The sequence below is a fragment of the Staphylococcus sp. FSL K6-0223 genome, assembly GCF_038008285.1.
The window spans coordinates 490,211-503,418 of sequence record NZ_JBBOYX010000002.1 but is presented as its reverse complement, the minus strand read 5'-3'; the positions used below and the strand labels follow the sequence as shown (position 1 = coordinate 503,418).

Genomic DNA, 13,208 nt, shown 5'->3' with positions numbered 1-13,208 from the left:
TATCCACTTGAGATGATTCAGGTGGAAATACATATAGGAGTTAACATTCATGAATTTAGGATATTTTGGTACTATTTTAGCGATTTTATTAGTCCTAGGATTTATCATCAATTTGATACTTGCTTTTATTATCATTTTCTTGGAAAAGGACCGACGAAGTGCAAGTTCCACATGGGCATGGTTATTTGTACTTTTCTTATTACCAATAGTTGGATTCATTCTTTACTTATTCCTAGGTCGAACTGTTTCTAAGAAAAAGCTAGAGAAAAATAACGGAAAAGAGTTGGATGCTTTCCAAGATTTAGTTAAAGCACAAGCAGATAGCTTTGAAAAATTAAATTTTAATTCTCCAAACGACCAAGTAACAAAACATCATGATTTAATCCGAATGTTATTGATGAAACAAGATGCTTTTTTAACAGAGAATAATAAAATTGAATTATTTACGGACGGTCATAAACTCTTTGATAAAGTTATAGAGGATATTTATAATGCTAAAAATTATATTCATCTGGAGTATTATACATTTGAACTTGATGGCCTGGGGAATCGTATTATCGATGCGTTAGAAACTAAACTCAAAGAAGGCTTAGAAGTCAAATTATTATATGATGATGTAGGTTCGAAAAAAGTGAATATGGCTAAATTTAAAAAATTTAAGTCTCTAGGTGGAGAGGTTGAAGCCTTTTTTGCTTCTAAATTACCTATCATCAACTTTAGAATGAATAACCGAAATCACAGAAAAATTATTATCATAGATGGTCAAGTTGGCTATGTCGGTGGTTTTAATATAGGTGACGACTATTTAGGTCTAGGTAAATTAGGTTATTGGAGAGATACACACCTTCGTGTTCAAGGTGATAGTATTGACGCATTGCAACTAAGATTTATTCTGGATTGGAACTCACAAGCACATCGACCACAGTTCGAATATGACCAAAAATATTTCCCTAAAAAGACTGGAGAAAAAGGAGATAAAGCATTACAAATTGCATCGAGTGGACCAGCTTTCGATCTTCACCAAATTGAATATGGTTATACAAAAATGATAATGAGTGCAAGAAAATCAATTTATCTTCAAAGCCCTTACTTTATACCAGATCAATCTTATATTAACGCGCTGAAAATGGCTGCAAATAGTGGGGTAGACGTCAATTTGATGATTCCATGTAAACCTGATCATCCATTTGTATATTGGGCTACATTTTCAAATGCAGCTGATTTGTTAGATAGTGGTGTAAAAATTTATACTTATCAGAATGGATTTATACATTCTAAAATATTGATGATCGATGATGAAGTTTCATCTGTAGGTAGTGCGAACATGGACTTTAGAAGTTTCGAGTTAAACTTTGAAATTAATGCTTTTGTATACGACAAAGAAATTGCACAACAATTACGTCATGCTTTCGAAGAAGACGTGAAGAAATCAAAACTTCTTACCAAAGAAAAATATGAGCAACGTCCACTTTCAATTAAGTTTAAAGAAGATTTAGCTAAGTTAATTTCACCAATTTTATAAACTAATAATTAAGTAGAATCCTCGTTCGAAAGAGCGAGGTTTTTTAGTTGCTAATAACTTTATTATGTAAACTAAAAAAATAAATGATAAATGTCACGTACTAATAATGACAAATCTGTAGAAGATTTAGTCAATACTATTTATAAAGTTATGAATGGTGAAAAAGAATATAGTACCTCATTGATGACTACTTTATTTAGTGAGTCAAATCCATTAACGCATAAGGAACAAGTTGTATTAAAAGAAATAGGCATAGGTTTAAGTAGTAAAGAAATTGCTGAAAAATTGTACTTGTCTAATGGTACTGTTAGGAATTATACAAGTACGATTATTGATAAAATGTGCTCTGAAAATCGCTTTGATGCATGGAAAAAAGCAATTGCTAAAGGATGGATATAAACTTTGATAGAATATATTACTTTTTAATTATTAATTTCGGGCGGTCAGTTTTATCTACATAATTAGATAATAGTGATAAAATTTCTACAACTTTGTGTGTGGGTGTTTCAATACTCAAGGTGTGTTGAAATATTCTTCCTTTAGCTGTTTTCACTTTATACGTCACAGAGTTTGTGTCGATGATACAATCTAAAATTTCCATCGTTTCGTACCTCCAATCATAAGTGTTGTAAATATGTTAGTCTTAATAAAATTGTAAATAAATTTAGACTTTATCTACTTACAACTTTTATGTCGGAGATACATTTATAAAAATTATTCTTCTATAAAATAAAGCTGAATAGTTTAGTTGTAAAAATAGATATCATATTATTTCTGTAACTATACCACTTTAGATAATTATTACTCCTAATTTGTAAAATATTTTAAATTTGGTTTTAGCTAAATATATTTTTGCAAAAGCCTTATTAACATAAAAAACCATACGCTTTGCGTATGGTTCGTAAAAATTCTATTATTATTAATTGAATTTTTTTATTTTTTACGACTTCTCTTCCTTAGGATAGTCTAACTTAAGAGAAGCCATTTGAACTTTCCCTTTGAAGTTTAAATTTTCCTTAGACCATTTTACCTTCACTTTTTCCTTTTATTTAGTGTTGATTGAATAATGTATACAATGAAACCAACTAAAATGCCTAATAATAAGGCTACTACAACACTTACTATAATAGGTAATTTAAATACTATTTGTAATACTACGCCTATGATTATTGCTACAATAATTGCGATTAAAGATATTTTATTTTCATTAGATGAATCCATCTATTTCACTCCTAACATTACATATTATAGCATGAGCTTACATTTTGAAAAAATAACTATTAGAAGAAGCTTTTGATTTATCAGTTTAAATTTAATATTGACTACAAAGTGATTTTTATTTAACATAAATCAGAATATAACGTGAAGTAAGGTGACATCTATGAAATCAAAAAAAGGATTATCGCTAATTGTTGTTGCATTAATCGCAATAATAGTAATACTATTTCAATTTATTAACCATGATGGGCCATTCGGTGCTCATCAATCAACGGAAGAAAATCAAAGCGCAGATTTGAAAGGGAAGGACAAAGTCTACGTTGAGCGTGTAGTGGATGGAGATACTTTTCTTGCTAAGAAAGATGGTGAGCGCATTAAAGTTAGAATGATTGGTATGGACACGCCTGAAACGGTTAAACCTAATACTCCTGTTCAACCCTATGGTAAAGAAGCGTCAAATTATAGTAAGAAAGAGTTAACACACAAATATGTTTATTTAGAGTATGATAAAGAAAAAAATGATAGATATGGTCGAACTTTAGCTTACGTTTGGCTAAGTAAAAATAGGATGTTTAATAGAGAGCTAGTTGAGAAGGGGTTAGCTAGAGAGAAATACTATTCTCCAAATGGTAAGTACAGACAAATTCTTAAAAAAGCACAAGAAGAGGCGAAACAAAATAAAGTGAACTTATGGAGTTAATATATTTAAAGGCCAAGAGGATTTACTATCAATCTTCTTGGCCTTTTTAAGCTATGATATGTTATTTAAAACTCTCAGATATTTCTTGGACTTGTTCATCATTGAGAGGGTGCTTAGAAAGTTGTATAGCATCTTCTATGACCTTTTCAAGAGAAGATTGAGTAGATACTGTATCCACATATTTATCACTTTCATCTGAACCTTCAATAATATTTACGCTACCATCACTGAAATAAACAACGCCGATACTTTGTATCTTAAATTGATAATCTGATTCAATTTGATCTTTAAGTGCTTTAGCATTATTTGCAGCTTGTTGGTATGGATCTTGATCATAAAATTCATATATCACACGATTATCTTGTAAGATTTCTGTAAATGTATAGACACCTGTACGTGTCGTATTGAATTGGCTATGATATCTACTACTTACATAATGACCTACTATTTGATCAGTATCATAGGGTTGATTCTTTTCTTCAAAATGTTTATCTGGAACGTCGAAATGGTAGAAAGTTTTTTGATTCCAATTTTTTACGTCGACATTGATGAGTCCTACATCAGTGACAATAATAAAATCAAATGATCTTGCATATTCAAATAATGGGTGTTTCACAGCTAAATTATTTGTAGAAACAATTGAATATGTTTTTAATCGACCGTTTTCTTTAAAGCGATCCAAAATCTTTTGTAACTCACGCTTAGCATTTTTAAAAGCATGGTGTCCTACATCGTTATTAGAACTTAACATTTGATTCTTTAAAGCTAAATTTTCTTCACTTAAAGTTGAGTTTTTAGCAATTAATTGATTTCTAGCATATTCTTCAGTCTCAACTCTATCTTTCATATATCTTTGATTTAAGACAATAGCTATAATCAAAATAATAATAATTACAGATAAAATGACCGTTACAGACATAAATATTCACCCAAATCTTAAGATTTTAAATTCTAATTTCAAAACACATTATATACGTCTTAAAATTTGAGTTCAATCATTATGAGTACAAATAATGATTAAACTTTCTTGCGCTATATTTAATGTTTACAAAATTTTAAGAAATCGAAATCTTTACTCAATATCTAAAAGAACGTAATATAACTCTTTTTGTTTTTATGTATATATGAAAAGGCTATACTTTATAAATATATTAATTTTAATTTACTAAATGTTCACAATTCTGCGTTTGATAATTGTATATTTCGAATGTATAATTAAATTTATGAAAGCGCTTGCTTAAGGAGGTGTACGAATGAAACTTGAAGCACAAAAACCAGTCGACCAAATAGTTAAGATATTAATGGATACATCTACTCATATTTTTAAATTTCATGGTGAAGTTGCGATGCAGTTGTTTTTGAATGATGAGTTTAAGTTACCTAATAAAGTGGATATTTGCGTTGAACGCAAAAAATTAATTGAAATCGTCAAAGTTATACCTAAGGATTTCACTATAGAATATTATGGTAAGGCAAATGGGGGTTCGAAGAATAAAAAACTTTCATTATCTGAAGTTGCCCATGTAGAAGTATTTAAAGATGGAAATATGGTTCTCAATATTTTCGTTTATGATGTAGTAAATGATCAGTGGATATTCAGATTAGATAATAAAATCCGTTTACCAAAAAATAATATTTATTTTCACTCATTAAACTGGAATGTAGATTATATAAAACCTGAAATAGTTTTAATGTATGATTTAATGGATAATCAAAATTATCATCAATTTTCAAATTATAAGGCTGTGATTGATTCACTAAGTTATTATCAATTTTATATTTTAAAATTAGTAGTAGGGAAAAAACGTATTGAAGAAGCGGTAATAAATAATAGAAAAATATCATAAAAAGATTTCTACGACATACACTTAATATAGACTAAAGTAGTATATGTATTGTAGAAATCTTTTTATCTTTTATGAACATAAATTTTTTAAACAAATACCATGGTAACAAAATTCATAAGTTGATAGGACAGCTTTTTCTGCATCTTCAACTCGTATACCGAACATCATTGATATTTCAGAAGCCCCTTGGTTAATCATTTTTAAGTTAATATTAGATTCTGAAAGTGCATGAGTGATTTTACTCGCTGTACCAACTACTTGATTCATTCCTTCTCCAACAATCATTAAAATTGCTAGATCGTGATCGACGCTAAGTTCATCTACTTCACACCGTTTTCTGATTTCATTTAAAACTTGACTTTCTTTACCTTTAATTTGATTCGTACGCATAATAATACTGATATTATCAATACCAGATGGCATGTGATCGAATGAGATATTAAACTCCTCTAATACGGCTAGAATCTTTCGTGTAAATCCTACCTGTCTATTCATCAAATATTTCTTAATATTGATAACTGTAAAGCCTTTGTCGCAACTTATACCACTAATTACATTGTCCGAATTTACTTCTCTATCATGTCGAATATAAGTACCTTTATCATTTGGGCGATTCGTATTTTTTATTACAACAGGTATCCGATCCTTATATAAAGGTTGTAGCGCTTCATCATGAAAAACTCCAAACCCTGCATATGAAAGTTCTCGCATTTCTCTATAAGTAATCTCTTCAATTAACTCCGGCTTATCTATAATTGTTGGATTTGCTTTGAAAATACCTGACACATCAGTGAAGTTTTCATAAAGAGATGCTCTTACACCTCTAGCAATTATAGCACCGGTAATATCTGAACCGCCTCGGGGGAAGGTTACAATATAATTTTGTTTAGAAATTCCAAAGAAACCAGGGATAATAAGCTTTTCTTTATAATTACGTAATTTATAAATCTTTTCATATGAAGAATCTATAATTTGAGCTTGTTGTGGCAAATCCGTCACAGTGAGTCCGGCTCCTTTAGGAGAAACATACCGTGTAGGGATACCTTGACTATTATTGTAGCTTGCAATCAATTGCGCATTGAAATCTTCTCCACATGATAATAAAGCGTCGTATAAACGTGAAGGTTTATCATAAAGTTGGTTAATGTAAAGTTCTAACGTTTCATCAATGGTAGTTAATATTTCATCATCCATATCTAACTCTTTTACAATGTCAGCATAACGCTGAATAATTTCTTTTTTCTTATTTTGATAATCTAAACCATTGAGTACTTTTTCATATAAACGGATGAGTAAATCAGTTGTTTTGGTATCATCATTACTCCTTTTACCTGGGGCAGAAACAATAATTATTTTGCGCTCAGGGTCTCCATTTACAATATCTAATACTTTTTTAATTTGTTTAGCATTGGAGACAGAACTACCTCCGAATTTAGCAACTTTCATGAGTTATCAACCTTTCTAAAAAATCAGAAAATTCTATTCAGTTTTCTGATTAAGCATGGTACTATAGATTTATATTTTCAATATTAAGAACTTTACAAAAATTAAGAATAATTTTATACTAAACCATTATTTAGTATTTTTCAACTGTACAATTGTTTTTCTCAAAAGCACAATAGGAGGTATGATACATGAAAGAATTGAATATTGCATTACTTGGTCTAGGGACTGTTGGATCAGGTGTTGTCAAAATTATTGAGGAGAATAGGCAACAAATTAAAGATACCATCAATAAAGATATTGTTATTAAGCATATTTTAGTACGTGATAAATCAAAAAAGCGTCCATTAAATATTAGCCAATATCATTTAACTGAAGATATTGATGAGATATTAGGGGATGAATCAATTGATATTGTTGTTGAGGTAATGGGAGGTATAGAACCTACAGTCGATTGGTTAAGAACTGCACTTAAAAATAAAAAACATGTGATAACTGCTAACAAAGATTTATTAGCAGTTCATTTAAAATTATTGGAAGATTTAGCAGAGAGTAATGGCGTAGCCTTAAAATTTGAAGCAAGTGTTGCGGGCGGTATTCCAATTGTTAATGCGATTAATAATGGTTTAAACGCTAATAATATTTCAAAATTTATGGGTATCTTGAACGGAACTTCTAATTTTATTCTTACAAAAATGACCCGAGAACAGACAAGTTTCGAGGATGCTCTAGATGAAGCTCAAAGATTAGGATTTGCCGAAGCGGATCCTACAGATGATGTTGAAGGTGTCGATGCTGCGCGTAAAGTTGTCATTACATCTTATCTATCATTTAACCAAGTAATTAAACTTAATGATGTGAAGTTAACTGGTATTAGTGGAACAACATTATCAGATATAAATGCTGCTGATCAATTAGGCTTTAAAATAAAACTAATTGGTAAAGGTACTTATGAAAATGGTCATGTTCACGCTTCAGTTGAGCCAACGCTCATTCATAAGTCACATCAACTTGCAGCTGTTGAGAATGAATATAACGCTATTTATGTTATAGGTGATGCTGTAGGAGACACAATGTTTTATGGTAAAGGCGCTGGTAGCTTAGCCACGGGAAGCGCTGTTGTAAGTGATTTACTCAATGTAGCTTTATTCTTTGAATCGAACCTTCACACGTTGCCACCTCATTTTGAATTAAAAACTGATGAAACGAGAGAGATGATGGATGGGGAAGAACCTGTTGTAATCCAAGAAAAGTTAAATTACTACATTGTTTTACAAAATAATCATTTAACAGTTGATAAGATTGAAAATGATATCAAAGCACTGTTGCCATTCCATAAGTCACTTCAAATTGCTGAAAGAGATGAGAATACAGTAGCAGTGATAATTATAGGATTGGATCAATCTCCAGAGGATGTTCTTAATAAATCAGGATACGAAGTCGAAAAGATTTATCCTGTAGAAGGAGTTTAATAAATATGAAAAGATGGCAAGGATTAGTACAAGAATTTAAAGAGTATTTACCAGTTAGTGAAGAAACACCACAAATTACTCTAAACGAGGGTAGTACACCACTTATTTATTGTGAAAAGTTATCTGAAAAACTTGATATAGAATTGTATGTGAAATATGAAGGTGCCAACCCTACAGGATCATTTAAAGATCGTGGCATGGTTATGGCGGTCACTAAAGCTAAGGAACAGGGTAAAAAGATAGTGATATGTGCATCTACAGGAAATACATCAGCTTCAGCAGCGGCTTATGCAGCGCGAGCAGGTTTAAAAGCAATAGTAGTTATACCTGAAGGCAAGATTGCACTCGGAAAATTATCACAAGCTGTAATGTATGGTGCAGAAATTGTCTCAATTGAAGGCAACTTTGATGAAGCACTAGAGATTGTTAAAGAAATTGCTAAAGAGAACAGCGATATTGAATTAGTGAACTCAGTGAATCCTTTTAGAATTGAAGGACAGAAAACTGGGGCATTCGAAATCGTTGAACAATTAGAACAAGCTCCAGACGTATTGGCAATTCCTGTTGGTAATGCCGGAAATATTACTGCTTATTGGAAAGGTTTTAAAGAATATAATGAGAAAAAAGGTAGTCAATTACCTCAATTGTTTGGTTTCCAAGCAGCAGGTGCAGCGCCAATTGTTCAAAATAAAGTTATCAAAAATCCAGAAACAGTTGCTACAGCCATCCGTATCGGTAACCCAGCAAGTTGGCAGAAAGCAGTTAAAGCATTAGAGGAATCTAACGGATTAATAGATAGCGTAACAGATGATGAAATACTTGAAGCTTATCAATTAATGACTACAAATGAAGGTGTGTTTAGTGAACCAGCAAGTAACGCATCAATCGCAGGTTTAATTAAACTTCATAGAGCAGGTAAACTTCCAAAAGGTAAAAAAGTAGTGGCAGTTTTAACTGGTAATGGCTTAAAAGATCCAGATACAGCAATCTCCTTATTGGACAACCCAATTCAACCTTTACCTAATGAAAAGGACAGTATCATAAAATACATTAAAGGGGCAATTTGATATGGAAGAAGTTCTAAAACTTAAGATTCCAGCTTCAACTGCTAATTTAGGCGTAGGTTTTGATTCTATAGGAATGGCATTAGATAAATATTTATACATGTCTATTAAAGAAATTAAAGGACATGCTTGGGAATTCTTGTATTATAGTCCTGAATTAGAAACGTTACCCAAAGATGAAAGTAATTATATATATAAAGTTGCACAAGAAGTTGCAGAAAAATATAAAGTAACATTACCTTGTTTACAAATTGAAATGAGAAGTGATATCCCACTAGCTAGAGGATTAGGTTCCTCTGCTTCAGCGCTAGTGGGCGCTTTATATATTGCAAACTATTTTGGTAATATTCAATTATCACAATATGAGTTATTGCAATTAGCTACTGAAATTGAAGGTCACCCTGATAATGTTGCTCCAACTATATATGGGGGATTAATTTCTGGCTATTATAACCCAGAGACAAAAGTTACAGATGTCGCACGTATAGATGTTCCTAAGGTTGATATTATTCTAACGATTCCACCGTATGAATTACGTACAGAGGACTCTAGAAATGTTTTGCCTGAAACCTTTTCACATAAAAAAGCAGTACAAAATAGTGCGATTAGTAATACTATGATATGTGCCTTAATTCAACATAAATACGGCTTAGCTGGTAAAATGATGGAACAAGATGGGTTTCATGAACCGTTTAGACAACATCTTATTCCAGAGTTTGAGGAAGTACGCCAATTATCGCGAGAACACCAAGCATACGCAACTGTCATCAGTGGTGCAGGTCCTACAATTTTAACTTTGTGTCCTAGAGAACGTAGTGGCGAATTAGTAAGAGCATTAAGAGATCGAATCACTCATTGTACCTCTGAGCTTGCTACAATTAATGAGAATGGCGTTATAGAAGAAGTTGTGTACCTAAAGTCCTAAACTATTGTAAAATATAGATAAGAATGATTTTTGATTAAGTCACGGAAGGAGTTCTTTTACTATATGAGTAAATTTAAAATGATAGTTTTGGATATGGATGATACTTTAATGAACAGTGACAATGAAGTGTCAACCGAAACTAAATCCTATTTGATAGATATTCAAGATAAAGGATATAGCGTAGTTTTAGCATCTGGTAGACCTACGGAAGGGATGATACCCGTAGCTAGAGAATTACAGTTAAATCACAACGAGAGTTTTATAATTAGCTACAACGGTGGCAAAACAATTAAAATGTCTAATGAAGAAGTTGAAGTAAGTAAACCAGTTTCTAAAGACAATTTTGATTTAATTGTAGATTATTGTAGAGAAAGAGGATTTCTAGTTTTAACGTATGATAACGGTTATATCATTCATGATAGTGATCACGAATATATGAATATTGAATCTGAATTGACTGGTTTACCAATGAAAAGAGTCGAAGATATTAAATCATATATTAATCATGATGTACCTAAAGTTATGGGTGTAGATTATGTAGGTAATATTACTGAAGCACGTGTAGATCTTAATGGTTTCTTCAATGAGGACATAGATGTAACGACTAGTAAACCATTTTTCTTAGAATTTATGGCTAAAGATGTCTCTAAAGGAAATGCAATCAAAGCATTATGTAAGAAAGAAAATATTAATTTAGAAGAAGTAGTAGTGTTTGGAGATAGTTTAAACGATCAATCTATGTTTGACGTAGCTGGTTATTCAGTTGCGATGGGTAATGCTAGTGAAGAACTTAAAGAAAGCGCTGATGTAGTTACCTTAGATAACAATTCAGAGGGGATTCCTCATATGTTGAAGAAATTAATCTAACTTAAAATAAAATTACTAAAAATACAGGTTTTAACATATTTAAATGGACTGGGAAGAAGAGTTATTCATACCAGTCCATTTTTTCGTTATTCCATTTTGACAATAGCTTGAGTGTTTATTTTTATTTAGCAGTATGTGTCCAATCATGTTTCCCTTTATATCTTTTTATGTGTGCATAGACTTGGTCAGCAGCATAATCAAGATTAGTATATACTGTAATAGTAAAAGCTGATTGATTGTCTTCGAAGGGTTCTTCTAAAAATACATCTTTGAGATGTGTAAATAAATCATTCATTTGATCATGTTTTAAACTAGGGTATTCCCTTAGCGTGTGCTTTAATAAGTTGCCATTTTTTTCTTCAAGGGCTTGAACCACAATGACAAAACGTTCATCTTGTTTTATAACATCATCGAATAAGTTAGTTTGTCCAACCATGTTATCCACCTCTAAACCTTTTTATTACTTATATTATACATGATTACTTTTCAACATAAAATATTCAAAGCTGCCGTGAAAGAAGTTTATTTTCTAAAAAAGAATAAAGTCAATTAATGAAAGTAATAAAATAAAAAGACGACAATTCTTATTAGGAATCATCGTCTTTGTTATTAATTTTTATAATTATGTGGAGTTAAATCCATTTCTTCTAATTTAACAAAATGAGTGCGTTTAATTAATTTATGGACGAAATAAATAATTGAAAGGATAATGATAGGTGCAAAGTTTCTTAAAACGCTTAATAAATCTCCAGTAATAATACTACTGTAAGAATTACCTAATAATAAAAACAATAATGTAATAATTACAATTATTGGACCTACTGGATAAAATGGTGCTTTATAAGGGAGTAAATCATTAGGATTTTTACCTTGTCTTTTAATTGCCCTACGCAATCTAATCTGAGACCATATACTAGATCCCCATACTACAATAACCATTGAACCAATGATGTTTAATAGATTAAACACAGCATTGGCATTGAAATTTGCATATATTATAACAAGTATGATAAGGATGTAGGTTGTAACTAAAGCACGCATAGGTAATTTAGTTTGTTTGTTTAATTTGCCGAAAAATTTAGGAGCCTGACCATCGGCACTTAGAGAAAATAGCATTCTACTCGTTGTATATATACCTGAATTTGCTGCTGATAATAATGAAGTCAAAATAACTGCATTAATAACTGATGCAGCAAATGCGATTCCAATTCTATCGAATACAATAGTAAATGGACTTTGTGAGACCGATTTATGCTCATTTAATAATAATGGATCAGTATAAGGTATAATTGCAGCTATAACTGCGATAGATAACACATAGAATAATAAAATTCTCCAGAATACTTGTTTTATAGCTTTTGGCATTGATTTTTGAGGATTATTTGATTCACCTGCTGTAACAGCGACGACTTCAGTACCGCCTACAGAGAAACCGGCTACAAGTAATACGCTTAATAATCCTGATATACCCCCAACAAATGGTGCTTGACCTTTAGTATAATTATCAAAGCCGTAAGAATGACCACCTAATATACCAAATATCATTAATATGCCAAAAATAATGAAAACAATGATTGTTATTACCTTGATGAGTGATAACCAAAATTCAGTTTCTCCAAAAGCTTTTACTGAAAATATATTAATCAAGAAAATAAAAGTTAAAAATATTAAACTCCATGCTAGGGGACTAAGTACTTTAAATACATCCCAAAATTGGAGGACATTCGATGCCACAATAATGTCTACACTTGTTACAAGTGACCACATTCCCCAATATAACCATCCCATCGTGAAACCTAGAGATGGATCTACAAAGCGAGTTGAATAAGAACTGAATGATCCTGATACTGGGTAAAAAGTTGCTAGTTCTCCAATAGATGACATTAAAAAGTAAAGCATAATTCCTATTAGAATATAAGCTAATATAGCGCCACCGGGACCTGCTTGCGAAATCACACTAGCAGTTGCAACGAATAAACCTGTTCCGATAGCGCCACCAATTGCAATCATGGATATGTGTCTCGATTTGAGTCCACGTTTCATATTGTTATCTTCCATAAGGTGTCTCCCATCTATTTAAATATATCCACCATTTTAATCTTTTTAGGTATAGTATTCAATAACTTTTTAGCACTTTAAAGCGAAAATAT

At 31.3% G+C, this 13,208-nt stretch carries 13 protein-coding genes and 1 pseudogene; 8 read left to right on the top strand and 6 right to left on the bottom strand.

Annotation, left to right across the window (positions count from 1 at the left end; all coding sequences use genetic code 11):
* Positions 1–49 precede the first annotated feature (49 nt).
* Together cls and MHI13_RS13360 are read left to right on the top strand one after the other, a co-directional pair.
* Positions 50–1,522: a cardiolipin synthase gene (cls, locus tag MHI13_RS13365; RefSeq protein WP_064210037.1), complete on the top strand. Its 1,473-nt coding sequence runs from the start codon at positions 50–52 to the stop codon at positions 1,520–1,522.
* Between the two features lie 108 nt (positions 1,523–1,630).
* Positions 1,631–1,921: pseudogene (locus MHI13_RS13360) on the top strand (response regulator transcription factor); the annotation flags it as partial.
* 16 nt (positions 1,922–1,937) lie between these two features.
* Here the strand turns inward: MHI13_RS13360 and MHI13_RS13355 are convergent.
* Both MHI13_RS13355 and MHI13_RS13350 read right to left on the bottom strand, forming a co-directional pair.
* On the bottom strand, positions 1,938–2,123 hold the full coding sequence (locus MHI13_RS13355; RefSeq protein WP_002433828.1) for a hypothetical protein: 186 nt from the start codon (positions 2,121–2,123) through the stop codon (positions 1,938–1,940).
* A 431-nt stretch (positions 2,124–2,554) separates the two neighbouring features.
* Positions 2,555–2,743, bottom strand: a complete 189-nt coding sequence (locus MHI13_RS13350) for a hypothetical protein (RefSeq protein ID WP_002433689.1) — start codon at positions 2,741–2,743, stop codon at positions 2,555–2,557.
* A gap of 160 nt (positions 2,744–2,903) precedes the next feature.
* Here MHI13_RS13350 and nucI point away from each other — a divergent pair, with 160 nt between their 5' ends.
* Entirely contained in the window at positions 2,904–3,440 is a 537-nt protein-coding gene (gene nucI / locus MHI13_RS13345; RefSeq protein ID WP_002433760.1) for a thermonuclease NucI, read from the top strand.
* Positions 3,441–3,501: 61 nt separating this feature from the next.
* Here nucI and MHI13_RS13340 read toward each other — a convergent pair whose 3' ends face one another.
* A complete protein-coding gene (locus tag MHI13_RS13340; RefSeq protein ID WP_064210038.1) occupies positions 3,502–4,359 on the bottom strand; it encodes an NERD domain-containing protein in 858 nt (285 codons plus the stop codon).
* A 334-nt stretch (positions 4,360–4,693) separates the two neighbouring features.
* On the opposite strand from MHI13_RS13340, the gene MHI13_RS13335 reads away from it, so the two are divergent.
* Positions 4,694–5,287 (top strand): hypothetical protein, encoded by a 594-nt coding sequence (locus MHI13_RS13335; RefSeq protein ID WP_064210039.1) that lies wholly within the window; start codon positions 4,694–4,696, stop codon positions 5,285–5,287.
* Between the two features lie 69 nt (positions 5,288–5,356).
* On the opposite strand, the gene MHI13_RS13330 is transcribed toward MHI13_RS13335, so the two are convergent.
* On the bottom strand, positions 5,357–6,733 hold the full coding sequence (locus tag MHI13_RS13330) for an aspartate kinase (RefSeq protein WP_064210040.1): 1,377 nt from the start codon (positions 6,731–6,733) through the stop codon (positions 5,357–5,359).
* A gap of 188 nt (positions 6,734–6,921) precedes the next feature.
* Between MHI13_RS13330 and MHI13_RS13325 the strand changes: the two genes are divergently transcribed.
* The 4 genes from MHI13_RS13325 (at position 6,922) to MHI13_RS13310 (ending at position 11,058) form a co-directional block, all read left to right on the top strand.
* Positions 6,922–8,202, top strand: a complete 1,281-nt coding sequence (locus tag MHI13_RS13325) for a homoserine dehydrogenase (protein ID WP_002433692.1) — start codon at positions 6,922–6,924, stop codon at positions 8,200–8,202.
* Between the two features lie 5 nt (positions 8,203–8,207).
* Positions 8,208–9,269: a threonine synthase gene (gene thrC / locus MHI13_RS13320; protein ID WP_064210041.1), complete on the top strand. Its 1,062-nt coding sequence runs from the start codon at positions 8,208–8,210 to the stop codon at positions 9,267–9,269.
* Between the two features lies 1 nt (position 9,270).
* Complete coding sequence (gene thrB / locus MHI13_RS13315; protein WP_064210042.1) at positions 9,271–10,191, top strand: homoserine kinase; 921 nt, start codon at positions 9,271–9,273, stop codon at positions 10,189–10,191.
* Positions 10,192–10,254: 63 nt separating this feature from the next.
* Entirely contained in the window at positions 10,255–11,058 is an 804-nt protein-coding gene (locus MHI13_RS13310) for a Cof-type HAD-IIB family hydrolase (RefSeq protein WP_064210043.1), read from the top strand.
* A gap of 121 nt (positions 11,059–11,179) precedes the next feature.
* Here MHI13_RS13310 and MHI13_RS13305 read toward each other — a convergent pair whose 3' ends face one another.
* Together MHI13_RS13305 and MHI13_RS13300 are read right to left on the bottom strand one after the other, a co-directional pair.
* Positions 11,180–11,494: a hypothetical protein gene (locus tag MHI13_RS13305; protein ID WP_002433981.1), complete on the bottom strand. Its 315-nt coding sequence runs from the start codon at positions 11,492–11,494 to the stop codon at positions 11,180–11,182.
* Positions 11,495–11,667: 173 nt separating this feature from the next.
* Complete coding sequence (locus MHI13_RS13300; RefSeq protein WP_064210044.1) at positions 11,668–13,116, bottom strand: amino acid permease; 1,449 nt, start codon at positions 13,114–13,116, stop codon at positions 11,668–11,670.
* Between the last annotated feature and the right edge of the window lie 92 nt (positions 13,117–13,208).

Excerpts from the sequence above, each read along its gene's own strand:
- cls (WP_064210037.1), top strand. The coding sequence starts at position 50 with ATGAATTTAGGATATTTTGGTACTATTTTAGCGATTTTATTAGTCCTA.
- MHI13_RS13355 (WP_002433828.1), bottom strand. The coding sequence starts at position 2,123 with ATGGAAATTTTAGATTGTATCATCGACACAAACTCTGTGACGTATAAA.
- MHI13_RS13350 (WP_002433689.1), bottom strand. The coding sequence starts at position 2,743 with ATGGATTCATCTAATGAAAATAAAATATCTTTAATCGCAATTATTGTA.
- nucI (WP_002433760.1), top strand. The coding sequence starts at position 2,904 with ATGAAATCAAAAAAAGGATTATCGCTAATTGTTGTTGCATTAATCGCA.
- MHI13_RS13340 (WP_064210038.1), bottom strand. The coding sequence starts at position 4,359 with ATGTCTGTAACGGTCATTTTATCTGTAATTATTATTATTTTGATTATA.
- MHI13_RS13335 (WP_064210039.1), top strand. The coding sequence starts at position 4,694 with ATGAAACTTGAAGCACAAAAACCAGTCGACCAAATAGTTAAGATATTA.
- MHI13_RS13330 (WP_064210040.1), bottom strand. The coding sequence starts at position 6,733 with ATGAAAGTTGCTAAATTCGGAGGTAGTTCTGTCTCCAATGCTAAACAA.
- MHI13_RS13325 (WP_002433692.1), top strand. The coding sequence starts at position 6,922 with ATGAAAGAATTGAATATTGCATTACTTGGTCTAGGGACTGTTGGATCA.
- thrC (WP_064210041.1), top strand. The coding sequence starts at position 8,208 with ATGAAAAGATGGCAAGGATTAGTACAAGAATTTAAAGAGTATTTACCA.
- thrB (WP_064210042.1), top strand. The coding sequence starts at position 9,271 with ATGGAAGAAGTTCTAAAACTTAAGATTCCAGCTTCAACTGCTAATTTA.
- MHI13_RS13310 (WP_064210043.1), top strand. The coding sequence starts at position 10,255 with ATGAGTAAATTTAAAATGATAGTTTTGGATATGGATGATACTTTAATG.
- MHI13_RS13305 (WP_002433981.1), bottom strand. The coding sequence starts at position 11,494 with ATGGTTGGACAAACTAACTTATTCGATGATGTTATAAAACAAGATGAA.
- MHI13_RS13300 (WP_064210044.1), bottom strand. The coding sequence starts at position 13,116 with ATGGAAGATAACAATATGAAACGTGGACTCAAATCGAGACACATATCC.